This window comes from Coleofasciculus sp. E2-BRE-01 (assembly GCF_040221695.1).
Classification (GTDB): Bacteria; Cyanobacteriota; Cyanobacteriia; order Cyanobacteriales; family Coleofasciculaceae; genus Coleofasciculus.
This window is the reverse complement of the sequence record NZ_JAVKEA010000130.1, coordinates 20,112-44,629: the sequence shown is the minus strand read 5'-3', so window position 1 is coordinate 44,629 and position 24,518 is coordinate 20,112. Positions and strand designations below refer to the sequence as shown.

The 24,518-nt window shown below is 45.7% G+C and carries 19 protein-coding genes; 10 read left to right on the top strand and 9 right to left on the bottom strand.

Translation table 11 applies throughout. The features are described 5' to 3' along the window. Positions 1-56 precede the first annotated feature (56 nt). The 3 genes from RIG66_RS15745 to RIG66_RS15735 form a co-directional block, all read right to left on the bottom strand. Complete coding sequence (locus RIG66_RS15745) at positions 57-611, bottom strand: DUF2231 domain-containing protein (RefSeq protein WP_446379564.1); 555 nt, start codon at positions 609-611, stop codon at positions 57-59. Positions 612-650: 39 nt separating this feature from the next. Next, a complete protein-coding gene (crtO, locus tag RIG66_RS15740) occupies positions 651-2,351 on the bottom strand; it encodes a beta-carotene ketolase CrtO (protein ID WP_446379562.1) in 1,701 nt (566 codons plus the stop codon). 162 nt (positions 2,352-2,513) lie between these two features. Further along, complete coding sequence (locus RIG66_RS15735) at positions 2,514-3,794, bottom strand: glycosyltransferase (protein WP_446379560.1); 1,281 nt, start codon at positions 3,792-3,794, stop codon at positions 2,514-2,516. Between the two features lie 105 nt (positions 3,795-3,899). Between RIG66_RS15735 and RIG66_RS15730 the strand changes: the two genes are divergently transcribed. Beyond that, the gene (locus RIG66_RS15730) at positions 3,900-4,955 is read left to right on the top strand and encodes a mevalonate kinase family protein (RefSeq protein ID WP_446379558.1); all 1,056 of its coding nucleotides are present in this window, start codon (positions 3,900-3,902) and stop codon (positions 4,953-4,955) included. 532 nt (positions 4,956-5,487) lie between these two features. On the opposite strand, the gene RIG66_RS15725 is transcribed toward RIG66_RS15730, so the two are convergent. Then, entirely contained in the window at positions 5,488-6,417 is a 930-nt protein-coding gene (locus tag RIG66_RS15725; protein WP_446379556.1) for a glycine betaine ABC transporter substrate-binding protein, read from the bottom strand. Positions 6,418-6,516: 99 nt separating this feature from the next. Continuing rightward, positions 6,517-8,223 carry an ABC transporter permease gene (locus RIG66_RS15720; protein ID WP_446379554.1) on the bottom strand — a complete coding sequence of 569 codons (1,707 nt, stop codon included), beginning with the start codon at positions 8,221-8,223 and terminating at the stop codon, positions 6,517-6,519. 303 nt (positions 8,224-8,526) lie between these two features. On the opposite strand from RIG66_RS15720, the gene leuB reads away from it, so the two are divergent. Beyond that, positions 8,527-9,618 carry a 3-isopropylmalate dehydrogenase gene (gene leuB, locus RIG66_RS15715; RefSeq protein ID WP_446379552.1) on the top strand — a complete coding sequence of 364 codons (1,092 nt, stop codon included), beginning with the start codon at positions 8,527-8,529 and terminating at the stop codon, positions 9,616-9,618. Positions 9,619-9,707: 89 nt separating this feature from the next. Next, positions 9,708-9,974: a hypothetical protein gene (locus RIG66_RS15710; RefSeq protein WP_044210808.1), complete on the top strand. Its 267-nt coding sequence runs from the start codon at positions 9,708-9,710 to the stop codon at positions 9,972-9,974. A gap of 194 nt (positions 9,975-10,168) precedes the next feature. Here RIG66_RS15710 and RIG66_RS15705 read toward each other — a convergent pair whose 3' ends face one another. Together RIG66_RS15705 and RIG66_RS15700 are read right to left on the bottom strand one after the other, a co-directional pair. Next, a complete protein-coding gene (locus RIG66_RS15705; protein WP_446379550.1) occupies positions 10,169-10,858 on the bottom strand; it encodes a HupE/UreJ family protein in 690 nt (229 codons plus the stop codon). Positions 10,859-11,104: 246 nt separating this feature from the next. Next, positions 11,105-12,214, bottom strand: a complete 1,110-nt coding sequence (locus RIG66_RS15700; protein ID WP_446379548.1) for a TRAP transporter substrate-binding protein — start codon at positions 12,212-12,214, stop codon at positions 11,105-11,107. Positions 12,215-12,590: 376 nt separating this feature from the next. Here RIG66_RS15700 and RIG66_RS15695 point away from each other — a divergent pair, with 376 nt between their 5' ends. The 4 genes from RIG66_RS15695 to RIG66_RS15680 all read left to right on the top strand — a co-directional run bounded on the left by RIG66_RS15695 (position 12,591) and on the right by RIG66_RS15680 (position 18,854). Continuing rightward, entirely contained in the window at positions 12,591-13,451 is an 861-nt protein-coding gene (locus tag RIG66_RS15695) for an EamA family transporter (protein ID WP_446379546.1), read from the top strand. 592 nt (positions 13,452-14,043) lie between these two features. Continuing rightward, positions 14,044-16,272 carry a caspase family protein gene (locus RIG66_RS15690; RefSeq protein WP_446379544.1) on the top strand — a complete coding sequence of 743 codons (2,229 nt, stop codon included), beginning with the start codon at positions 14,044-14,046 and terminating at the stop codon, positions 16,270-16,272. A 111-nt stretch (positions 16,273-16,383) separates the two neighbouring features. After that, positions 16,384-18,216 (top strand): VWA domain-containing protein, encoded by a 1,833-nt coding sequence (locus tag RIG66_RS15685; RefSeq protein WP_446379542.1) that lies wholly within the window; start codon positions 16,384-16,386, stop codon positions 18,214-18,216. A gap of 89 nt (positions 18,217-18,305) precedes the next feature. Continuing rightward, a complete protein-coding gene (locus RIG66_RS15680; protein ID WP_446379540.1) occupies positions 18,306-18,854 on the top strand; it encodes a Uma2 family endonuclease in 549 nt (182 codons plus the stop codon). An 80-nt stretch (positions 18,855-18,934) separates the two neighbouring features. On the opposite strand, the gene RIG66_RS15675 is transcribed toward RIG66_RS15680, so the two are convergent. Then, positions 18,935-19,597, bottom strand: coding sequence for an HAD family hydrolase (locus RIG66_RS15675; RefSeq protein ID WP_446379538.1), 663 nt, complete (start codon positions 19,595-19,597; stop codon positions 18,935-18,937). A 302-nt stretch (positions 19,598-19,899) separates the two neighbouring features. On the opposite strand from RIG66_RS15675, the gene selD reads away from it, so the two are divergent. From selD to RIG66_RS15660, 3 genes are all read left to right on the top strand, one after another. Further along, positions 19,900-22,203, top strand: coding sequence for a selenide, water dikinase SelD (gene selD / locus RIG66_RS15670; protein WP_446379536.1), 2,304 nt, complete (start codon positions 19,900-19,902; stop codon positions 22,201-22,203). Positions 22,204-22,491: 288 nt separating this feature from the next. Then, complete coding sequence (locus RIG66_RS15665; RefSeq protein ID WP_446379534.1) at positions 22,492-23,040, top strand: hypothetical protein; 549 nt, start codon at positions 22,492-22,494, stop codon at positions 23,038-23,040. 216 nt (positions 23,041-23,256) lie between these two features. Further along, the gene (locus RIG66_RS15660; RefSeq protein ID WP_446379532.1) at positions 23,257-23,472 is read left to right on the top strand and encodes a hypothetical protein; all 216 of its coding nucleotides are present in this window, start codon (positions 23,257-23,259) and stop codon (positions 23,470-23,472) included. Between the two features lie 79 nt (positions 23,473-23,551). Here the strand turns inward: RIG66_RS15660 and RIG66_RS15655 are convergent, their stop codons facing one another. Continuing rightward, positions 23,552-24,310 carry a Uma2 family endonuclease gene (locus RIG66_RS15655; protein WP_446379651.1) on the bottom strand — a complete coding sequence of 253 codons (759 nt, stop codon included), beginning with the start codon at positions 24,308-24,310 and terminating at the stop codon, positions 23,552-23,554. Positions 24,311-24,518: the final 208 nt, after the last annotated feature.

Here is a 24,518-nt window from a genome sequence, read left to right as displayed (position 1 = left end):
CATTTATGTAGAGACGTTGCATGCAACGTCTCTACAATGGTGCCTTTGTCATAAGTTTAAGAGACATGAGTCTCACCGGAACCAACGATACCCACCTTATGACGGAACATTAATTCACCGCCATACCAACCGCTCGCTAATAGCAGAATTGCCACGATTGAGGAAAGGATCAGTCCCACGGGAATAATAATAGTCACTGGTTTGCCCAATCGCAGGAAAAAGTTAACACCACTCAACACCAGTACCGCCACATTGAGCAGCGCATGTACCCAACCGGCTGTACGCTGGCGGACTCGGGAAATACGCAGGAAGTCTACAAGACCAATTAGCGCGGCTGCAATTGCTGACAGTAATCCCAGTCCCAATAGCCAAACTGAGGCTCTTGACCAAAATACATCGCGGGTTAGCCAATAACCGATATCTGTACCAGCGACACTACTCAAGAACGCGATTGGGAAGATGACAATAATCGGATGGATAGGATGACCAAAAATCGCGACCGAACTGGTAATTCCTGTTCCCCGATATTCTGTCTCCCGGCTATCGATGAGGGGTGGAATGCTGGGATAAGGGACGTTTTCGCTTTGAGTTTGAAAATCTCTAGTCTCCATGGTTTTCTCCTAATGGTTCTATGGAATTAAATCACTGCTTTATTGAGACAGTTTAGAAACATACTCAAGTCGGGATTTAAGCCAATTTCCGGCTTCTTTGACGTTCTGGCTGAAGGGCTGCTGGGTGTTGAGAAATACGCGAGCGCAATTACGTCCGGGTAGACCGGAAATTGAGCCACCGGGGTGGGTTCCCGCCCCAGTCAGGAATAATCCGTCAATCGGGGTTTGGTAATTAGCAATTTCGGGTAAAGGACGGAAAAAGATCATCTGCTCTAGGGTCATATCAATGTGATAATGATTCCCTTTGTAAACGCCCAGGCGATCGCTTAAATCAGCCGGACTCTCAACTCGACGGGCAATGACGGCATCTTTAACGTTTGGCGCATACTCTGCCAGCTTGTCTATGATCCGATCCGCGACTTGGTTCTTTCGCTCTTCTGTCCACCCTGTACCAAACAAACCCGTCCCTTCAGCGCCACGAATTTGATAGGGGGCATAAAACTCAATCCATAGCGTATGTTTGCCCTCTGGTGCCATCGAAGGATCGAGGACGGTTGGCACAGCCACCCACAGCGAGATATCCTGATCCGGAATCTGTCCCATGATCGGCAAATTATGAGCTGCTTCGACCTGATTAATCGAGTCGGCAATTAGCACTGACCCCATTAGATATTCATCTTTATGGTCATACGCTTCAAAACGGGGGGCTTCTGAGAGGGCACAGTCGATCTTCAAAATGCCATCATTACTATTGACAATCCGACGCTTGATCCGCTCGTTTAACTGAGGCGCGATCGCTTGAGCATCGGCTGGATCAATAAGCTGAAGAAAGAGACGCTGGGCGTCAATGCTGGAGATAATCCCTTTTCTGGCTCGATACTCCTGACCCCCTGCAACCCGAACGGCTTCGGCTCGTCCATTGTTGCCCATGAGAATCTGCTCAACATGCTGATCGCATAAGATAGTGCCTCCATGATGGTTCACCAGCTTAATTAAGGCTTGGACTAAGGCACCCGTACCCCCACGCGGTCTGGCGGTACCGGGGTCATGACGGAGTGCCATCATTATCGCCCCCATCGCGATCGTTTTCTCAGCCGGAGAAGCCCCCAGTTCAGAGGCAAGTCTAGCTAAGGGAGCTTTGACAAATTCGGAGTCAAACCACTCATTTAATGAATCCTTAGGACTTGTCAGCATGGTACGGAGCAAGTCCAGGCTTTTATCCACGCCTCCTAGCAATGAGAGCATGTCTTGCAGATTATGCAACCCATAGTTCCCTAAAATATCAATAATCGATTTAGGGGGTGCGTTGAATATAGGAGTAATGGCTTGAATCAGGCGATGCCAAAAGTCCATATACTCTCGATACTTCTGGGCATCACGCTGGCTATAGCGAGCGATTTCTGCACAAGTCTTTTCAACGGAGCGATGAGCTAAGAAATACTTGCCATCAGGATGTGGACAGAAAATCGTGGGATCGCAGTATAGATACTCAAGTCCAAACTTGGTTAACTCTAGTTCTTCAACAACTGGTCCTAGGTGAATAAATTCGTGATCGATCGCACACAGGTTAAAATAGAAGCCCGGAGCTTCTTCCGGCATAGCTTCCTCAGTTGTAGCGGCTCCACCTACGATAGAGCGCTTTTCTAGTAGCAAAACGCTGTAACCTGACTTGAGCAAATACCCGGCACAAACTAAACCATTATGTCCGGCACCGATGATGATGACATCATAAGTTTCCATAAGGGAGAGATATTGGCTGATATTTCTCAGATAGTAAGCAACCTGAATGGTTTGTTGAATCTACCCTAAGGAGTAAGTTACTTAAACAAAGGATACTGACTTATGCAACAGCGAAAGCTGTTGACTCCCCCTTTTCAGGGAGAACGCATGTTGGCTTGTTGATTAGTTTCTTAAAGCTAAGACTGGCTTCCCAGTAGATACAACCTGTTCAATAATATCAGCCGCTCGATTCACTCCTCCAGTCCGATGAATTGCTTGTTGTAACCGTATTGCATTTTGTTGGTAGGAATCTTCTCTCAATACCTTTTCAATTACACCTCGCAGCCGGGAAAGATTTAAGCGTGCTAAGGGGACAAACTCGCCCGTACCCGTCCAAGCAATACGTGCTGCCACACCAGGTTGATCATTAGCAATCGGAATCGCTACCATTGGCACACCATTGCTCAAGGATTCTAGAGTGGTATTCATACCTGCATGAGTAATAGTCAAAGTCGCTTTTTGCAACAATTCCAATTGGGGTGCATAGCCAACAACTAACGGCGAACCGGGTAATTCTGGTAGAGATTCTGGACTCGCAGAACCACCCAGAGAGATTACCAACTGGACATCTAATCCAACACAAGCTTCCGCAATTCGGTTAAAAACAGGCATCAAGCGGTTTTGAAGAGTTCCCATTGAGGCGTAAATTAAAGGTTTTCCAGTTAGCTTTTCAAAAGGGAAAGGAGCAGGTTCTCGACTGGCAGGATTATGATAAGGTCCTGTGAAATGAAAACACTCAGGTAAATACTGCCTGGGAAATTCCAACTCAGCAGGCTGTTGACTCAGTTGAGCCAGTTGGGAGTAAGCATCACGGTAGCTAGAATTAACGGGTAAATTCCACTTTTGGCGGTACTCTGTAATTACGTTTTGGATAGGTCGTCCAAGCCGATCAAGTAACTTGTAACCCAATCGGTTTCGCAGACGCGCCCACCAAGCTGGATTATAGCGCCAGTGAGTGAAAAAGGGAGGAAGATTGTAGTCTCGATTTAACATTAAGGCACAGCAGACAGTCACAAAGGGAATGTCCAATAATTCAGCAACTGTTCTTCCTCCGGGTGAAACTTGATCGACTAGCAGCGCTTCCACACCAGCCGCTTTAATAGCGTCCGGAGCTTCTCGGAAAAACATTGCTGTCCGTTTAGCTATCCAATTGATAGTGTATTGCAAGGCGGGGCGACCATTGAGTTTACCTAATTGGGCAAACAATTCGGCATTTGCCCCAAGAGGGTACTCAGATTCACCAATTGCCCAAAAATCCAGTCCTGCTGCCACAGTTTTGGGCTGAGCATCGAGTATTCCAAACAGGGTAACACGATGACCACGCTTGTTTAGCTCGTATCCTAAGGTAGTCATTGGGTTGAGGTGACCTGCTGAAGCCGGACAGATGATGCCAAAGTGAGTCATATCAGTTTGAGATTGTAAATGGCATGAGCGTAGAGCGATCGCGCCAATACGTTAACCTCCAGAGTACTCTATTAATAGCGATCGCAATAATTATAGGGGTTATGAATGAAACTGTTTGTGCCAGGTCGCCTTTGTCTGTTTGGTGAACACAGCGATTGGGCGGGAGGCTACCGCCGCCTGAATCCTCAGCTTGGAAAAGGCTACACCATTATCACAGGAACCAACCAGGGACTCTATGCCAACGTCAAGCCCCACCCTACTCATTTCATTCTTCACGCTTCCCTGAGTGATGGTATTCGTCCAGAACCCATTCAGTTGCCTATGGAACGCTCTGTTCTCCTTGCTGAAGCCCAAAAGGGAGGGTTTTGCAGTTATGCGGCTGGCGTCGCTTATCATTTTCTTACCTATTTCCAAGTAGGTGGCGTAGAAATCGATAACTATTGCACTGATTTACCCATACAGAAAGGGTTATCATCCAGTGCCGCTATTTGCGTTTTAGTCGCACGCGCCTTTAATCATTTATATGATCTGAAAATGAATCGGCGAGGCGAAATGGAATATGCTTATCTGGGTGAGACAACTACACCTTCTCGCTGCGGACGTATGGATCAAGCCTGCGCTTATGGGAATCAACCAATTGGCATAATTTTTGATGGCGCATCGGCGGATATTATCGAGCTAAATGTTCCAAAAGATTTGTTTTTTGTCATTGTTGATCTGGGCGCGAGTAAAAATACCCAAGAAATCCTCAGTCGGCTGAATCAGTGTTATCCCTTTGGTACTGATAACGTACAGAAGAATGTACAGCACTATCTCGGCACTATTAGTTATCAAATTACTCAAGAGGCGGTTGAAGCACTGCAAGCAGGAGATGCTCCCAAGCTGGGTCAGTTGATGACAAAGGCTCAAGCTGAATTTGATCGCTATCTCATCCCCGCTTGTTCCCAACAATTGACAGCTCCCGTTTTGCACCAACTGCTCAATCATGAGCCGATTCAACCTTATATTTTAGGGGGCAAGGGTGTTGGTTCTCAAGGCGATGGTACTGCCCAATTTATTGTAAAAAATAAGACCAGTCAACAAAAAGTTATCCGAATTATTCAGCAAGACTTTCCCCAAATGCATCCCTTGACGTTAACCATTCATTCCAATTCCGAGTAGTCTTGACCCTTCACTTTGCTAGTTGGGCATGGCGCGTGAGTTTTGAGTGTATAGGGGTGAGTTTATGTGCTTTCGGGCAGCTATTGATGATAACCTTAAGTAGGTGAACACAATTAAAGTTAGCGGTGGAGATTAGGGAACAGGGAACAGGGAACAGGGAACAGTAAGGGTTTGAGGCTTGCTTACATAACTTAATCTAGTTAAGTTTATTTCCACCAACCTACTTACCTCAAAACCATTCTTTCAAAGATAACGTTACCTCAAACCCATTCTTTCCAAATGTAGGGGCGGGTTTCACTACTATCGTTTCCTTTGCACCCAGATGTCACTAAACCCGCCCAGACTAAGTTTTGAATTTTGACCTTTTTAAATAAAATTAAGGCTTTGAGGACGATTTAAGGTTCATTTAGTGCAAGAATAAGCCTTGATAAGTAAAACCAACTGACACAATAGCGAGCAAGACGTTCGCACTACAACAACAACCTTTACCTGTTCCCTCTCCTCACCCCAATACTGATTCAGCAACTTTTAACTAAAATTCCCCCTCGTCGTTATTAGATTCCAGAAATCCTTGTTCAACGAGAAACTCTTTCGCTACTTCAGCAGGTTCACGTTGTTTCCCAGTTACCTGGTAATTGAGACGTTGCATTGTCTCATCTGTAATTGTTGCCGAAAGCTTGTTGAGTATCGTGGCAATTTCTGGGTTTTCTTCTAGGACATCCTGACGCACAACGGGCGCAACTTCATAAGGAGGAAAGAAATTTTTGTCATCTTCCAGTCTGACCAAATTCAGAGCGCTGACTTCTCCATCTGTGGCAAAACCAACGGCAATATCAGCTTGATCTTGAGCCAAGGCTTGATACCTCAATGCGGCGTTCACGGCTTTATACTCTGCTAGTTTGAAATTCCCGTACACTTGCTTCAGCCCGGATAATCCATCAGGACGCCCTTGGAACTCATAGGTGCCAACCATCTTCAGTTCATTAGCTTGAGGCACTATATCAGAAATCGTTTCAATTCCATACTGTTGGGCATCATCGGGCGTCATAAACAGCGTGTATGTATTATTCATGGGTGCGGGTTCCAGCCACTCTAAATTAAACTGTTCCGCATACTCCTGGGAAACGATTTCATAGACTTCTTGGGAATCGCTATTCCGAGGACGCTTCAAAATTGTGATCAATCCAGTCCCTGTATATTCTGGATATAAATCAATTTCTCCCGATTTGAGACTCTCATGAGTCACCTGAGTCCCCCCTAAGTTAAGTTTGCGTTCTACGGGAAAGCCTTCCTCTTCTAATACCAGCGCATACATTTCTCCTAAGATAAATTGTTCAGCAAAATCTTTTGAGCCAACTCGAATCGCTCCTGATTCTGCACTATCACCACCGCAACTGCTGAGGGTTGCGATCGCGAAAAGAGTTAGTAATGGTAGAATTACCAATTGACGGATTTTTTGCATTATGCAGGTTTTCTGGGTTTTCTTCCAAGGGTCTAGCCAAAACAATTTTAGCTGTAGAGACGTAGCATGCTACGTCTCTACAATACAATGATGATTCAATTACTGAATCTCTAAGGGCATCCGCCCAGATAGTAAGGCTTTGGTCGAAGACTCACCTGCTTTTTTCAACTGTCGCGTTAGTTGCAGATTCAACAAGACTAAAGCCAGGGATTGACCAACCAGGGCTAATAATACTGATGTTCCCGCCGCATATTCGATGCTAGCCCAAGGAAACGCCGAAAATAGCCATACCGCAGGGTCTACTGACGGAGACATGGACAACAATTCCAGAATAATTGGCGGTAAGATAATCAGTCCACCAACCACCGTTGCAGCCCAAACCGCCCGCTTCGGTGTTTTCATCAACAGCATAAGCTGTCCAATTGAAGCATAGAAAACGATGAGACTGACAGTTACTAATAGTCCCAAAACCGCAGGTGTCTTGTATTCACTGGGCGACCACAGCAGAATCCATGGCAGTAAAATAGCAGACGCGATCGCTAAATTCAAGAAAATCGCCACAGGGGCGGGACTGGTTTTGCCCCAGATTAAGTCTGCCATAATTCCAGCCTTGCGGGACGAGCGTTTGGCATGGCGGTAACGCGCCCAATCTTGCATCGTTTGACGATGGGGACTCAACGCGGCGATTAACCCTAAAAACAGGATCAAGTTAAACACCAGCAGGATTTCCAGATTCTCAAACAATCCTTCGGCATAGGTTCTCCATTCATGTACCTGAGGATTTAAGCCAAATCCGAGAATCATCACTTCAAAGCAAGCCGTTAACCGATAACTTTGTCGTTTACTCAGTAAGGTAGCCGTAGGATTGTGAAAATTCCGATTTAACCCCTGCCAAATCCAATAACTCCATAAACCCGCATTGAGAATAGCAAATCCCGCCATCATCCAGATTGTCTTACCGATGGGGAGATAAAACCAACCCAAATCCCCAAAATCACCGTTTGGATAAGTATTAACCGCATCTAGATAACTCGAATTAATCAGGTAGGGCAACAAAATTGCCGGATTAAACAAGGTCAGCCAATCCGTGGAGTAATGGTTCATCCCCCCGTCAATAACGCTGGTGATAATCGACAGGAATAGGAGAATTCCGCCACCCCCCAACCAAGCTTGAAAACCTCCCAACCAATTACCGACTAAGCCAAAAAGTAACGCCCCACTGAAAAAGAATAGGCAACTAGCACCTAGAACCGTGTAGAACGCTAGAATCTGACTCAAACCAATGTGACCCGCCAAACCCGCCACCAGATGCAAGGGCAAGGCGAGGGCGGCGACTAGATAAAGTAACAGGGGGACTCCCAATAATTTGCCGCCTAAAATACTCAGCGTTGAACCCGGAGTCAGCCGTAGAAAATTCAGCGTACCCCGACGTTCTTCCTGAGACAAATCACTAATCAGCATATAAGTGCCAACGACTAACAGGGCAAAAATACCGATTAGGCTGAGTCCCAAAAAGACATCCTGCCACCAGAGTGACCAATTGATCACAAATCCACCCAAACCATCGGATAGACAGGTTGGAATCGTGGAGTATTCCTCAGTTGAACCTGTACAATAACGGTTGTAAACCATCATGGTATCTTTAGCCACGGGTAATTGACCCGCGAAAGCCATCAGCAGCAGTAACTGTCCCAGGAAAGACATGGCGACGGCAATTAAAATATTGCGGGGTTTAAGCCGTCCTTTGATTTCCCGAAATAACTGGGGATTCCATTCACCCAGTTGGTTAACTAAATTCAGTGCCATCGTAATCTCAGTCTCCGTAGGTAAAAGCTTATAGTGTTCTAACTCGATAAGTTTTGTGCGTCCTCCAGTTCGTTCCCGATGAGCGAATACTCAACAACTCATCATTACAAGTCGTTCTTCTCCTTCTCACTGCTTCCCCTCTTCCGTAATCCTCAATCCCCATTTTCCCGACAAAATTAAAAAATTGAAACATTGATTCCGGTCAGGGGGGTCAATTAGCCGTTATCATAAGAGACTGCCTGGTCAGTCATAAGGTTCAGGTGTCCACGTTTTGAAATTGTCCCCAAGATTACACGATAAGTTATGGCACAGCAGCACTACCGCATTACCCTTTTGCCCGGTGATGGCATTGGTCTAGAAATTATGGCAGTCGCGGTAGATGTGTTAAAAGTGATTGGCGCACAGTTCGACCTTAGCTTTGAATTCACTGAAGCCTTAATCGGAGGGGCGGCAATTGATGCTACTGGGGAACCCCTACCGACTGACACCCTGAAAAAATGTCGCCATAGCGACGCTGTTTTACTGGCTGCCATCGGCGGTTATCAATGGGATAACCTGCCGCGCCATCAACGCCCCGAAACGGGTTTGTTGGGATTACGAGCAGGATTAGGTTTATTTGCCAATTTGCGACCTGCCACTATATTACCCCAACTCATTGATGCCTCAACCTTGAAACGGGAGGTGGTTGACGGGGTGGATATTATGGTGGTGCGAGAATTGACAGGTGGGGTTTATTTTGGTCAGCCAAAGGGTATCTTTACCACTGAAACGGGGGAAAAGCGCGGTGTAAATACGATGGCGTATACCGAAGCCGAAATTGACCGCATTGGACGAGTGGCATTTGAAACGGCACAGAAACGTCAGGGTAAACTCTGTTCTGTCGATAAAGCTAATGTTCTCGAGGTATCTCAATTATGGCGCGATCGCATGACTCAATTAGCGGCTGAGTATCCGGATGTGGAGTTATCTCATCTGTATGTTGACAATGCTGCCATGCAGTTAGTCAGGGCACCTAAGCAGTTTGATACGATTGTCACGGGCAATTTATTCGGAGACGTGCTTTCTGATGCGGCGGCGATGCTCACCGGAAGTATTGGCATGTTACCATCTGCCAGTTTAGGGGAAAAAGAACCCGGCGTTTTTGAACCCGTTCACGGTTCTGCCCCGGATATTGCGGGACAAAATAAGGCAAATCCCTTGGCTCAAGTCTTGAGTACGGCAATGATGCTACGCTATGGGTTGAATCAACCAACGGCGGCTGACCAAATTGAACAAGCCGTTTTTAAAGTTTTAGAGAAAGGTAACCGTACAGGGGATATTATGTCAGCAGGAATGACGCTTGTCGGTTGTCAGGAGATGGGAAATGCTTTGATTGAGATTCTCAAACAGCCATAAGTTAAGTTAACCAGGAGCGCAGCGACTCGCTCTACAGCGAAACGTCCGACAAGAATCATGGTGGTGAATTAAACAATAGGGTTAGGCGGGTGGTATACACATCACAGCAATGGCAAGAAGAGTATCAAGACACTCGGACAGGGTTACCGATGTTGTTAGACCCGGGTCTTCTCAGAGCCGCTCGGCAGATATACCATACCTATTATGAAGTCCATCCCCACCTGACCCAACGTCCCATGGGTGTGGCAATTGACCGTTTTACCTATCGTGGCAAGTTGATTTTTCGGGCGAAACCGATTCTTTTACCGCAAGAGTGTTTTGTGCCACTGAGTCAGCTTGAGGCGGAAATGTATTAGTCATTTGTCATTTGTCATTTGTCATTTGAGCAGAAAAGACGTGTGGCAACTTTTGGAACTCAATACAGAACCGAAACGGTATGACCTGTTTTCCAACCTAAAACGATCATACCGTGAGAAATGTGAAGCCTCGCGTCTTAAGACCGAGGCTTCACATCAGCTTAGAATCCACTCTCTTTTAAGGAGTGGAGATGTCAACCGACAATGGCAGTTGCTAGGAACATGACTCCCACTGAGCAAATTGCCAAGCCGAAAACCCGCAGGATAGCCAATGCATTCTCACTCCATCGCTTGAGAATAAGTTGACTTGCCATCATCGCGCCGAAAGCAATAATCCCCTGAATGAGCGTAAATCCCAGCAGGTATGCCGCTATCGGATTCATCTCGGCACCAATAATGGCTTCTCCATAAGCATAACCATGGAATAATCCCGCGATCGCAGCCAGTCCAGTTAACACTTTATAATCGAGACGGTATTGCCCTATCAGCATTGCCCCAAACAGAACCACCGAACCCGCAATTGCCAGTTCAGTCATCGGCAAGTCAATCGCTAACAGGTGAATCCCTGTACCTACCATTGCCGTTAACAAAAAGGCAACCGGAATAAAACCACCCCGAACAAGATTCGCGGCTAATAAACCCACAGCCACAACAAACGCCAAATGGTCAAATCCGATAACTGGGTGTGCGAATCCAGAGAGCAACCCTTCCCAGATATTGGCAGGGGTTCTACCCCCAACCGGGTGGTGAGCAGCGGCACGTTCAGCCGCCCCTAAGACACCAATCCAAACCAACAGAGCAATCTGAACCCAGTCAAATCCTGGTTTTTTTAGAGTAGAGCGTTTTAACGGATAGTGCCGCATAGTAGACTGTTTAAACTTCAATCGTTCACACCTCATCAATGACATATTTGGGAAAGGCGGATTTATTATAGCGGTTCTCAGTGTCGGGGCGGGTTTAGTTTCATCTGGGGTTAAGGATAGCTGGGGAAGCTGGGGGCGATGAGGGTGTCTCAAAATTCAAAACTCAACACTAAGTCAGGGCGGGTTTTGCACAAACGTTATAGCAATCGCCATAGCGGTTAGGACGCATCATTTGGTAGAGACGTTGCATGCAACGTCTCTACTTCCTTATCCCTGACTCGCCATCACAAAATTAGAAAAACTAAGTTGATTCACCTGATGCCATTGGTAAATCTGTTCGCGAAAGCCCTTCCACTGCTCGTAAACCTCTTTAAACGTACTATCTTGAGCAGCATTCTCCTCATATATCTCAAAGGATGCCTTCTGAGCCGCTTGCATAATCTCTTGAGAATAGGGCGTCAGCTTCACTCCAGCCTCCAGCAGTTTTCCTAGGGCTTGTTGATTTAAGGCATCATACCGTGCCAGCATATTTAGGTTGGCATCCATGGCTGCCATTTTGAAGACTTCCTGATACTCTTTGGGCAATTTATCCCACTCTGCCTTATTCACTTGCACTTCTAACGTTGCTCCTGGCTCCCACCAACCGGGATAGTAGTAGAGTTGAGCCGCTTGATGCAAGCCGAGTTTCTCGTCATCATAAGGACCCACCCATTCAGCCGCGTCAATCGCCCCCCGTTCCAATGCTAGGTAAATCTCGCCACCGGGTAAAACTTGGGCATTGACCCCTAACCGGGACATCACGTCACCCCCTAACCCAGGAATCCGCATGGTCAAACCCTGGAGTTCCGCCACCGAGTTAACTTCCCGCTTAAACCAGCCGCCCATCTGAGTTCCCGTATTCCCAGCCGGAAAGTTAATCACGCCGAAGTCACTATAAAGCTTGTGCATCGCCTCTAAACCACCGCCATGGTATAACCAGGCATTCTGTTGTTGGGCGTCTAAACCAAAGGGAACAGTTGTGCCAAATGCCAAAGCTGGGTTTTTGCCGATGTAATAATAGCTAGCGGTGTGACCACATTGCACCGTGCCAGTTTGTACTGCATCTAGCACCTGCAATCCGGGTACAATTTCACCAGCAGCAAAGGGCTTAATCGTGAACCGTCCATTGGTCATTTCACTGACACGCTGGCTCATGGTTTCTGCGCCGCCAAAAATAGTATCCAACGATTGGGGCCAACTCGTTGCCATGCGCCACCGAATTTGGGGTTGGCTACCGCTTTGCGCCCCTGAATTAGTGGCGGTTGGGCGACACCCCGCTAAGGCGGCGGTGCCTGTTGCACCAATGACAGCATTCCCGACAAATTTTCTACGTTTCATGAGTTTGCCCGTTGCACCAAGTTGATGACTGACTGTCCCAGCTTGCCCTTGGGATTTTGGTAATCTGGGATACTTTTTCTCTGCAAGCCCTGATTTTACCAGAGGAAGTTTCCCTTTGAGTATAAAAGTATAACCTGCCCTCTGTAGAAACGTGCCATGGCACGTCTCCAGTCAATTGTCGGAGCGGGTTTAGCTACTGTAGGGGCGGGTTTAGCCACTAAAGCTTGCTGATCACTGATAACTGAAAAACAAAACCCACCTTGGCTTGTGACCGATAACGGTCACCAAAACCCGCCCTGATTGATCAGTCATAAGTTATACATCAAAAAATGATGAGTTTCATAGATTGTAGTTATTCAATAAATTCCAATTGCCCATGACTTGGTTTATATTTGCTACCCTAACCGCTGTTTTTGAATCGCTCAAGGATGTCACCAGTAAACATGGTTTAAAAACTATTAATGTTTATATTGTCTCGTGGTCGTTAATTGTCTTCACACTTTCCTTATTGCTGCCTTTTTTATTTTTTATTAACATCCCTGAACTGGGGAATCGGTTTGGACTTGCCTTGCTCGTTGGTGGCAGTCTCAATGTGATTTCGATGATTTTATATATTAAGGCGATCAAGGTATCTGATTTATCGATCACAGTTCCTTTAATTACGTTTACTCCCCTGTTTTTATTAGTCACCTCTCCGCTGATTGTTCAAGAATATCCGACAATCATGGATGCCATAGGCATGGTCTTGATTGTCGCCGGATCTTATATTTTGAACTTGAAAGAAAAAAAGCAGGGTTACTTGGCTCCTTTCAAATCTCTGTTCCGGGAAAAGGGACCGAAGCTGATGATCCTGGTGGCGTTTATTTGGAGTATCACCTCTAACGTTGACAAGGTTGGGGTGCAAAATTCCTCACCAACTTTTTGGGCGATCGCGAATTATTCGTTTATTGCAACAGCGATGACACCAATCATGTTGTATAAGGCTTATGATCGCTTAACCCAAATCCGCCAAAATTTTATCTCCTTGGTACCTATTGGACTCTTTCACGGTGCAGCCGTCCTCTTCCAAATGCAGGCGATTAACATGACACTGGTGGCTCATGTCATTTCGGTCAAGCGCATGAGTGTCTTACTCAGTGTACTGCTGGGGCATTTTATTTTTAAAGAAAAAGGCATCAAAGAACGGTCAATTGGCGCAGCAATTATGATTTTTGGGGTTGTGTTAATTACACTCTGACTACAAATTAATAGAGGCATTGTCTGGTTTTTTTTTGTTGCTGTAGAGTTCCAATCGGGTGAATTTTATGAGGTTAGAATAAGATCCCCCGTCCCTGGATATTGGGTAAACCACTGAAAACCAATAACCTTTGGCTCAATACTTTAGGGGGATATTATCTTAGCTATCAAATTGCCACAAACTCTAGTCACAAGAAAAAAGCGATGGTAGCCACAAATAAAAATATAGTTTACGATCAATGTATAGGTTTGTAAATAGACCAAAAAATTAGCCTTTCGGTAGATACCTGCCTGTCTATCCGGATATAACAGAAGTAAAGGTTTAAAGAGGGTGTATTCAACGACAACCATCAAGAGTCTAAGCTAACACACATTTCAATGTCTGTCTTGACATCCTGGCTGTTTGCAGTGTAAGGACGGGGTCAGTTGATTCCGCAAAAACGGACAAAACCCATAACTATAGCAGATAAAATGTATAACCGCTTAGTGGAACCTGTGAGTCTAAACCTAGGGTCACCAATTGCCTGAAAAAATCTTGATGGGAGTAATTTAGGCAGCACAAAACGTTGTAGCAGTCTAGGGAATCACCAGTTGTGAAAATAGCATTGCTGATTGGGGTAAGTGAGTACGGCTATGGTTTTCACCCCGTACCCGGAGCCGTTAACGCTGTTGAAGCGATGCAACGTGTTTTGCAGTATTCTTTTGATGAAGTAGAAACGCTGATCAATCCGAATCCTCCCGTGATGCGGGAAACCATCGAAACGCTATTGAGTAAGCGTGACGAGGAAGATGTCGTGTTGTTGTTTTTCTCAGGTCAATGTATCCAAGATTATAATGATACCGTATATTTAGGAACTGGCATCACCGCCACTCGCATGACTGATGACAATTCCCTCAAAGAATTAGTCAAGGCAACCGTTGTTCCCGCTGGTTTAATCCAGGATATACTTAGCAACAGTCCCTGTCCGCAGAATATTGTGATTATCGACGGTTACTGTAGCAATATTTTGGATTGGGAAATAACGGCAAACGACTATAATCAGGTGGGGTTAAAACAACAAATGACGGGTGAGAAGTGGGCACTTCTGAGTTGTTTTAGTTCCATACCCTATTTCAACCAATCCGAGCAATCTCAACCCTCGGATTACACTCGTTACTTAATCGAAGGACTAGCAACAGGACTCGCCGATCGCAATCATGATGATTGGATTTGTGTCAAGGAACTTCATGACTATGTTTCTCAGCAGCTTAAAATCGTTGCTCCCGCTTTAAAACCTAGATTATATGCTAGCGAACCTTACCAAGCGATCGCACTGAGTCAAGTTCCCCTGAATCGCCTCAGCTTGAAGTATCGTAAAGAAGCACAGCGCTGGATCAGAGGGGGTGAAATTTCTGTTGGCGGTCGTTCGGCTCTGGATACATTAGCCCAAAGTCTACATCTCACTCCAGCCGATTGTGCGGCAATAGAAGCCCAAGTTTTAACTCCCTATCGCGAGTATCAGGAAAAATTACAGCGATATAAAAAAGCGTTTCGGGAAGTTTTCCGAGCCGATAATTCACTCAACCCCAAGTCTCGTAAACTCTTAAAAGATTTACAACAGTCTTTAGGATTGAAAGATCAAGATATTAAAGACACCGAACAAATAATTCTATACCAAAAGCAATCCCGCCAAACGTCCCAGTCGAATCCCAATAGTAATCGGGACGTCGAGAGAACAGGAGGAACAGACATTAGAGAATCTCTAAGTCGGCGTTCTGTTTCACTCATTCGAGATCAACGAGATCAAGAAGAAACCACCGACGTATCCACACCCATGGAGGTGTCACCCCAATCAGTTGAGCCTACAGAACCCACTGTTTCAGCTTCTGCACCTGGGGAGGTGTTACCTCCAGCCGAGGAGAGTCTCCCACCGACTCAACCCGTTGATTCCCCAGCACCGCCGATCCCGCCATTCACGCCGACAGAGGGATCACCCCAATCACACAAGAGTGTCTCACCCAATCAACCCGTTGATTCCCCAGCACCACCCGTCTCCGCCTCCACACCGCCAGAAGTTCCATCGCCACAACAGGAGAGTGCGATCGCGCCCTCATCCACCTTTGACTCGATTAATCCTGAACCAACCCAAGAATCAACGGCATCCAATGGCAATCAACCGGATCGACTCCCATTAAAACCCAATTCTATCCCCGAATGGTATATGCAAACGCCAGAGGAACCGGAAACCGAACCGACTGCTGGCGTCCAAGTATCATCAAATCTTAGCAATTTCTTAAATCCTGAACCCGCCGTTTCTAAATCCTCCAATAAACTCCTCCTTTGGGCAGGAATTGGTGGCGGTTTAGCTACATTAGCGCTACTGATTAGTTTATTTAATCGTGCCGCCGTCCAACCGTCAACCGATGCAACCGATACCGTTGTATCATCATCAACACCCTCTCCCACAACGACAAAATCCCCCAACGGCGCTACTTCCAGTCGCTCCCCATCTCCATCTCCCTCTCCTGAACCTAAACCATCGCCAGAACCTGCCACTTGTTCAGTGATTGTTACCGGAAATGTTCGTTCTGATCCCGCATCATTTCGCGATAATGTGATTACCTATTTAACTAGAGAACAAGTACCAATAACAGGCAAACAAACCAAAGGTGGCTGGATAGAAATAAAACTTCCCAATCAAGGTTTAGCTTGGGCGCATCGGGAGGTAATCTTAGACGAAGAGGATATAGATTCCTGCATGTTTGAACAGGGAATGACGATTGAACTGGTTCCCGATATTCCACCGCCGCCCGATTTCGTTTATGACGATGACGAAGATTAACAACGGTAGAGACGTTTCCAGGGAACGTCTCCAAGACCTGACATCTTATTTCTCATTGGTTAAACTAAAATGAAATAATGCCATCTAAACCCTTAACGCCAATCGGTGGATATGAAAGCCAGCTACACCCTAAGTCAATCGTTAATTGCCGCAGACAGTCCCTCGACGGTAGACTTACTGATTACCTTTCAAGGATCAGAGTCGAGTCAGCAGAACTCCTCGCGTCGTCCGCTGAATCTCAGCTTAGTCCTAGATCGTTCGGGTTCAATGGCGGGAGCTCCCCTACGATATGCCATTCAAGCCGCCCAAAATCTGATTGATCATCTCAGTGCTGATGATTTTATTTCGGTGGTGATTTATGATGACACCGCCGAGGTGATTATTCCCCCCCAATTAGTTGGTGATAAAGCCGCCCTTAAAGCAAAAATTGGTAAAATTCGCGCCAGGGGCTGCACCAACTTAAGTGGCGGATGGTTGTTGGGATGTACTCAAGTTCAAGCTAACCAAAGTCCAGAACGAATTAATCGCGTCTTACTTTTAACCGATGGATTGGCAAATTATGGGATTAAAGATCCGCAAGTGCTGACGAAAACAGCCTTAGAAAAAGCAGAAGCGGATATTGTCACCACAACCTTAGGGTTTGGTAATTATTTTAACGAAGATTTACTGATTAACATGGCGAATGCTGCCAGGGGAAATTTCTACTTTATTCAGTCTCCTGATGACGCCTCCCAAGTGTTTGACATTGAGATGGAAAGTTTAGTCTCAGTTGTGGCGCAAAATCTCAGGGTGAGGCTACAACCGGAAGAATTTGTTAAGGTTGGTGAGATTCTCAATAACTATCGTTTTTCCCAGGTAGGTAATACGATAGAGGTTGTGTTGGGGGATGTGTATGGCGTTGAACAAAAGCCCTTAGCGATTCCCTTAACCGTGTCGCCGCGATCGCAATCCGGAATGACGACGATTGCTACAGTGACGTATGACTATCAAACCATTGTCGAAGGCAGTATCCAAGACATTAGCAATCAGTTTTCCATTACCTTAACCGTCGGTTCAGAAGCAGAAGCCAAAGATATCCAGCCTGATCCGCAAGTCTTGGAACAAACCTCTCAGTTAAGAATTGCCAAATTAAAAGATGAAGCCGTTTCCCTGGCGGACAAAGGAGACTTTCAACAAGCAGTGGTTAAGCTGCGGGAAACGATCGAGGAACTCAAACGTAAGACATTAGACGAATTCTTTGACATTGCTGAAGAAATAGCCCAACTGGACTACTATGCCCAATGTTTAGAAAATCGACGATTTGACCGGGCAATCCGCAAAGAAATGCGGGATCAATCTTATCAAACCCAAACCCGCGATCGCGAAGATTTAAAATTCCGTGGAACCACAACAGGTGCCGCCAGTGGGTTAGAGGTAACAACGAATCCCGACAGTGGTGTTTTAGTCAAATGTGAACGGGTTGGGGGTAAGCTACGAGTGCGGGTTATTTCTGAGGGATATAATCCGGATTTAAACGTGCAGTTTCCCCGCAGTATCCGCGAACAAGGTGTCACTTATGTCGTGGATGAAATTACCCCTTCTGCTAATGGCACATTTTATCGCGCCTCAGGCAACATTCGCCGCCTGGTTAAACCCGGTGAAGAAAAAGCATCCACTCAAAAAACCCGCCAAGCTAAACAATTACAAACCGCTAAAGCCCAAGGAACGGCGGCTGATTTAGAAACCACAGATACGGTGGGAGATGGAGTTCTAGTTCAGTGTATCAAGGACGGGAAAAAACTGCGAGCCAGAGTGGTTTCGGATGGCTATAATCCCGACTACAATATCCGTTTTCCGCGCACGATTCGAGAGGAAGGGATATTATATGTAGTGGATGAAGTTAAGGAAAATCCCCAGGGAGGTTCCTATATTGCTTATGGTAAAATTCGCAAATTAGTTCAGTAGTTGTTGGGGGAATTAGATAGATCATTAAAACTCAGAGTTTGCTAAACTAGCACGATTAGGCTGAATACTTAAATAGCCGCAAAATCCCTATGGTTAGAACATTAACCCACTGGACTGTCGCCGATTATCATCAGATGATTGAAACTGGCATTTTGGCAGGTCGGCACGTTGAACTAATCAATGGACAAATTATCGATATGGCTCCAGAACTCCCGATTCATCGGGTTACCTATCGACGCGGTGTGAAGTACCTAGAAGCTCTTTTAGGGACTCAAGCGGTTGTCTTTGCCACAGCCCCAGTTACATTACCCAGTAATAGTGAGCCACAACCGGATATTTGTATCGCCATACCCCCAGAATCGCGTTATGATCAGCGTCATCCGCAACCCAACGATATTTATTGGCTCATTGAGGTATCCAATTCAACCCTTTCCTATGATTTAAACGAGAAGGCTCAGATATATGCGCGGCATCAAATAGTAGACTATTGGGTGATTGATATTCCAGGGAATCAGTTGTGGGTGCATCGTGAACTTAACCAAGGAATATATCAATCTGTGGTTAAGTATTCGACGGGTATAATTATGCCATTAGCATTGCCGCACGTCGAAGTGGACGTGCTTAGATTATTACAGTGACGTTTTCAATCCTCAAACCCTTACAAATGACGAATGACGAATGACGATCCCCACCGTTAACTTTAGTTGTGTCCACCCAATTAAACCAAAGGAGACTGATGATAATTATCGAGTAAATCCGCCGGATTTTGATACACTTTCATACAGCCTGCTTCTTTTAACTCGGCTTCCGAGAAACCACCGCAAAGCACGCCAATAACATCTAGATTTATTTTACAGGCGGCTATAGCATCATAAGGACTATCCCCCACCACAATTGCATCTTGGGTTGTCACCCCATCCAGCTTCCCTAATGCGGCTTGAAAGATGTCGGGATGGGGTTTGGACTTTTCAACATCGTCTGTAGAGGTTGCACCATCCACTAAGTCTTCAATATCCAACAGTTTTTTGTAGTGAGTCAGGGTTTCGGTTCTGGCTGAAGACGCCACGACAACCTTTTTGCCATCGGCTTTTAAGCGTTCAAAGAGTTGGCGCACTCCCTCAAAGGGACGCACCTGAGACAGAAGATTTTCTTGATAGAATTTTTTGCGATAAGTGGCAATATCCTCACCAAGGCGTTCAAATTCCGCTTGAGAAATAAAGACAGGGATGATATAGTTACTCCCCTTACCGATTTGATGACGGATTTTATCGTAAGGCACATCATAGCCAAACTGTTTAAACGCTTCAACCCACGCCTGGGCGTGCAAATCAACGGAATCAACTAAGGTGCCGTCTACATCAAAAATAACAGCCTTTGGCATCACAGGTTCTCCTTTGGTTTCCCTTCATTATGCCGATGCCATTCTGGGAAATCAATCTAGCCTGAGAGAGATAATACCAAATCCATCTTTGTCACCCTCTTTTTAGCTTGGCTTCTTTTTCCTTGGAACCTTCTGCCTTCTGCCCTCTGCCCTCTGCCTTGCCTCAACCCAAAACATTAATGTCAACCTACTTAGTAGCGAGCAAGATGCTCGCACTACAAATAATTTCGTTATTATTGACAATTGGGTGAGTCTAAAGAAACTTAACTATGGTAAATTAAACATATAAGTACCCCTAACCAATGACAAAGGACAAAGAACAAAGGACAAAGGACAAAGAACAAAGGACAAAGGACAAAGATTTAGTCCTGATCGGCGGCGGTCATAGCCACGCGATCGCACTGCGGATGTTGGGGATGAATCCCTTGCCCGGAGTACGGTTGACGCTGATTACTAATGTGTCTCATACCCCCTATTCGGGAATGCTACCGGGTCATGTGGCTGGGTTCTATACCTTTGATGAATGTCATATCGATTTGCGGCGTCTTGCTCAATTTGCTGGCGCTCAATTATATATTGATAAAGCCGTAGGTTTGGATTTAAACTCGAATAAAGTTATCTGTGCCAATCGTCCTCCCGTTGCCTTTGATGTCTTATCCATTGATATTGGCAGTACCCCGGCTAAAGAATCGGTTCCTGGCGTAGCTAAATACGCGATTCCGGCTAAACCTGTCCCCCAATTTTTAACGCGATGGAATCAAATCATCGAAACAATTAGCCAACATCCTCAGCAATCTCTGAGTTTAGGAATTGTTGGTGGTGGTGCAGGTGGCGTGGAACTGGCAATGACAATGCAACGGCGTATTCATCAGGCAAAAAACTCCCATCACACCTCGGTCAATATTCATTTATTTAATCGGGGGGATCAACTCTTGTCGGGGCATAATTCCTGGGCGCAGCGATATGTTGAGAAGTTGCTAAAAAAACGGGGAATTCAGGTGCATTTAGGGGAAACGGTTTCTCAGATATTGCCGGATAAAATTTGCTGTGATTCAGGTTTAGTTGTCGATTGCGATTACAGCTTCTGGGTAACCCAAGCCTCTGCACCAAGTTGGATTGCGGAATCAGGACTACAGACGAATTCAAAAGGGTTTATTTTAGTTGGTGATACGTTACAATCCTTCTCTCATCCTTATATGTTTGCCGCTGGTGATATTGCCACCATGGTAAATCATCCGCGTCCGAAAGCTGGGGTATTTGCGGTGCGCCAAGGGAAGCCTTTAGTCGAAAATTTGCGTCGCTTTGTACAGGGAAAAACGCTACATCCTTACAAACCCCAACGGCGGTATTTGAGTTTAATTGGCACAGGTGATGGCGGCGCGATCGCATCCTGGGGTCCCTTTGGCTGGCACTCCCGACTGCTATGGCGTTGGAAGGATCATATTGATCGCAAGTTTATGCGGCAATTTAGGGATTTGCCAGAAATGGAATCGGCTAATCCTGTTCCAAAGAAAACGCCGAACTTGACGAAATCCCCCCGTTTAGTGAAGCCGAAAAACGCCCCACCGATGTATTGCGCTGGCTGTGGTTCTAAGGTGGGTAGCACTACCCTAGAACGAGTGTTAAAACGGTTGCAGGCTGAGTATCATTTCTCCACACCAGATGATATTATTCTCGGATTGGGAACGGCAGATGACGCGGCGGTGATCAAAGTTCCCGCCGATAAACTATTAGTGCAAACGGTTGATTATTTTCGCACTTTAATCAATGATCCCTTTATCTTTGGACAAATTAGCACTCATCATTGTCTCAGTGATTTATTTGCCATGGGTGCAACGCCTCAGAGTGTTTTGGCAATGGTAACGGTTCCCTATGCGACAGCCGCCCAACAGGAGGAAACCCTCTATCAATTATTATCGGGGGCGATGAAGGTATTATCTCAAGTACAAGCGCCGTTGGTGGGAGGACATACAACGGAAGGGACAGAATTAACTTTTGGTTTATCCTGTAATGGGTTAGTGCATCCTCAGCAAATTATCAAAAAAAGTGGGATGAAACCGGGCGATCGCGTAATTCTGACTAAAGCCTTAGGAACCGGGATTTTGTTTGCTGCACATCAACGTTTACAAGCAAAAGGGCGCTGGATTGATCAGGCGGTTGAGTTGATGCTGTTATCGAATCAGGAAGCAGTTAAAGTATTTCGAGATCATGGGGTAACGGCTTGTACTGACGTAACCGGATTTGGCTTGGTGGGACATCTGGTGGAAATGGTGCAAGCATCGGGGGTGACGGTGGAATTAGAGTGGGATAAAATTCCCCTGCTGGAGGGGGTGACGGAACTTGTGCAGCAGGGAATTGTCAGTTCACTGTATCCCCAGAATGTCCAAGCTGCACAGTTTATCAGCAATCAGGAAGAGATGTGCGATCGCGTTAATTATCCGGTACTTTTTGATCCGCAAACGTCTGGCGGGTTATTAGCAACAATTCCTAGTGAACAGGCGGTAAACTGTGAGCAAGTTCTGCAAGAATTAGGATATAAAGATAGTCGCATTATTGGTCAAGTCATGCCAGCTAGTTCCGATGTTCCACCCTTACGATTCTTCTAGGCGGTCTCTAAAGAAATGTAAAGCTTGCAGAAGATTAGTAGGACTTACGCAAAGCCTCTATGTGTAGGGTGTGTTAGCGAAGCGTAACGCACCTTTCCCCTGAAATTTTGGCTGGTGGGCAATGCCCACCCTACGGGATATCAAGGGTTTCGGCGCTGCAAAAAGCCTTAATCAGCGTGCCATTGACATTAGAGTTTGTAGTCAGCGCTTTAGCGCTTCTGGCACTAAAGTGCCTACTACGAAACCAGCTTAAGTCAGTGACATTTGTCTTAGTCAAGGTGTTTTACTATGAATGTAACGGTGCGAGATGTTGAATGTTTAAAAAGCATAGAACCTAAACAGCTTCAGGCATATTTAAAAGCTCATGGCTGGTATGAAGACCGTCCATTTTTGGATAATGCTATGATTTGGCTCAAGCCGGATGAGCAGCGAGGAGAATTTGAGATTTTATTGCCCCTAAAAACCAATCTAGGGGATTATGTAACTCGGATTAGTGAGGCGATTGAAACGTTAGCCGTTGTCGAGAATCGTTCTCAAGTTGAGATTTTGAGTGAACTGCTTTCTGGTGGAAAAACGATTACACTTCAGGGAGTAGTCATGCACATGAACACGCCTAATTCCGACCCCTTAAGCGGTCAGATAACATTGCTGGGTGTTGTTGGAGATAAGCTGCGGAAAATTAAGACTGAGTTAACAGGTTATGACTATATTTTAGCGGTGAAAGCGTATCAAGAACGTTGTCCGATAATCTGTCGGGGTGAATTAAGCAAAGAGAATGGTAGTTTTGTGTTAAAAAATGTTCAGGATTTGATGTTTGATGAATCCTGGGAGCATTAATATATATTGGTTTCCGACTAGACCATTAGTCTAGTAAAAGATTGTCATACTGGTGGCTATAACCTAAAATGATCATCATAATTTCCCCACCCGACAAAATTAGGCGCTCTTTCTGTATCCCCAAAATGTCCAAGCTACCCGGTTGATCAGCACTCAAAAACAACTGTGCGATCGCGCGGTAGGATGAGGATCACGCTACAATAACCCTGATATCTAATGGTTGAAGTCAAAATGGAAGTTTTTCAACTGACAACTACTGTCAATGCCTCCGGTCATTTGATCCTTGATATTCCCACACAACTCTCTCCTGGACCCGTGAATATTGTGTTGGTACTCAGTTCATCTGTTGCATCTAAAGTGCAAAACCAGAACTATGATTTTTCTGATTTGGCAGGGCGACTGAATTGGCGAGGAAATGCAGGAGACGAGTAGGGTGGGCAAATGGATATAATTTCTGGTGAAATTGTTAAATTAACGTAACTTGCCCACCCTACAAGATATGCGATCGCACTTACCTTTCAGCGATAGCCCGCACAGTCTCCACTGGTAACGATAACGCTTCAGCAATTTGTTCTACAGTTAAACCCATTGCCAATAACTTGGGAATCGCATTTCGTTGCGCTAACTCCGCTTGTTCTCTTGCCTGTTGTTCTTGTATTTTTTCCTGTTCAGCTTGTTCTTTTGCCCGTTTTTCTAACCTTCGCTGTTCAATAATTTCCACAAACGAAGCAAATCGCTCCCCATCAGGATGGTATAGCTGTAAATTTCCTGCTTCCAATTCAAATCGAATGCCCAGACGGGGACTAATCCAACCCGACATTCTCGGAATTGGCTGTAATACTTCGTTATCCCGTTGCCATCCTTTGAGGATTCCAGGCTGAGGATTAAACAGGTAATATTCCTCGACACCATAACGTTCATAAAAATAACGCTTGGTTTCCTCTAATTCTGTCTTCGTATTACTGTGAGAAGCGATCTCGAAAACCACTTGGGGCGGAATATTGTCTTCTTCCCACTGTTTATAGGAACGTCGATCACCCTTGGGACGTCCGATGACAACCATGACATCAGGCGCTTGTCTAATCCAGGGTTCGCCTTCCACTGGATACCAGAATAAATCTCCAGCAACGAAGACATTAGGATTCTCAAGAAACAGGGCATCAATTCCACCTTGAATGGTGACAATTAAGCGGAATTGGATTGTATTGTCTGCCAAGGGTTGACCGTCACTTTCGGGGTAGATGATTTTAGAGAAGGTAGAAAGGGGCATGATATCACAGGAACAAACATTTTTTGTCACTTTAGCATATCCCCAAAAGACGCTGGAGAAATCCATCGTGCGCTGTATTCCCAGACTGTACAAGCCGCCAGGTTGATCAGCACTCAGGAACAATTGTGCGATCGCGCCAAGTCTCAAGAATTTTTTGGTAGCTAAGGCTACAGTTTTTCGGTTTTGTCAACTTAAGCCCTGGGGATGA

Coding starts and splice junctions, on each gene's coding strand:
- RIG66_RS15745 (WP_446379564.1), bottom strand. CDS start 611: ATGGAGACTAGAGATTTTCAAACTCAAAGCGAAAACGTCCCTTATCCC.
- crtO (WP_446379562.1), bottom strand. CDS start 2,351: ATGGAAACTTATGATGTCATCATCATCGGTGCCGGACATAATGGTTTA.
- RIG66_RS15735 (WP_446379560.1), bottom strand. CDS start 3,794: ATGACTCACTTTGGCATCATCTGTCCGGCTTCAGCAGGTCACCTCAAC.
- RIG66_RS15730 (WP_446379558.1), top strand. CDS start 3,900: ATGAAACTGTTTGTGCCAGGTCGCCTTTGTCTGTTTGGTGAACACAGC.
- RIG66_RS15725 (WP_446379556.1), bottom strand. CDS start 6,417: ATGCAAAAAATCCGTCAATTGGTAATTCTACCATTACTAACTCTTTTC.
- RIG66_RS15720 (WP_446379554.1), bottom strand. CDS start 8,223: ATGGCACTGAATTTAGTTAACCAACTGGGTGAATGGAATCCCCAGTTA.
- leuB (WP_446379552.1), top strand. CDS start 8,527: ATGGCACAGCAGCACTACCGCATTACCCTTTTGCCCGGTGATGGCATT.
- RIG66_RS15700 (WP_446379548.1), bottom strand. CDS start 12,214: ATGAAACGTAGAAAATTTGTCGGGAATGCTGTCATTGGTGCAACAGGC.
- RIG66_RS15695 (WP_446379546.1), top strand. CDS start 12,591: ATGACTTGGTTTATATTTGCTACCCTAACCGCTGTTTTTGAATCGCTC.
- RIG66_RS15685 (WP_446379542.1), top strand. CDS start 16,384: ATGAAAGCCAGCTACACCCTAAGTCAATCGTTAATTGCCGCAGACAGT.
- RIG66_RS15680 (WP_446379540.1), top strand. CDS start 18,306: ATGGTTAGAACATTAACCCACTGGACTGTCGCCGATTATCATCAGATG.
- RIG66_RS15675 (WP_446379538.1), bottom strand. CDS start 19,597: ATGCCAAAGGCTGTTATTTTTGATGTAGACGGCACCTTAGTTGATTCC.
- selD (WP_446379536.1), top strand. CDS start 19,900: ATGACAAAGGACAAAGAACAAAGGACAAAGGACAAAGAACAAAGGACA.
- RIG66_RS15665 (WP_446379534.1), top strand. CDS start 22,492: ATGAATGTAACGGTGCGAGATGTTGAATGTTTAAAAAGCATAGAACCT.
- RIG66_RS15660 (WP_446379532.1), top strand. CDS start 23,257: ATGGTTGAAGTCAAAATGGAAGTTTTTCAACTGACAACTACTGTCAAT.
- RIG66_RS15655 (WP_446379651.1), bottom strand. CDS start 24,310: ATGCCCCTTTCTACCTTCTCTAAAATCATCTACCCCGAAAGTGACGGT.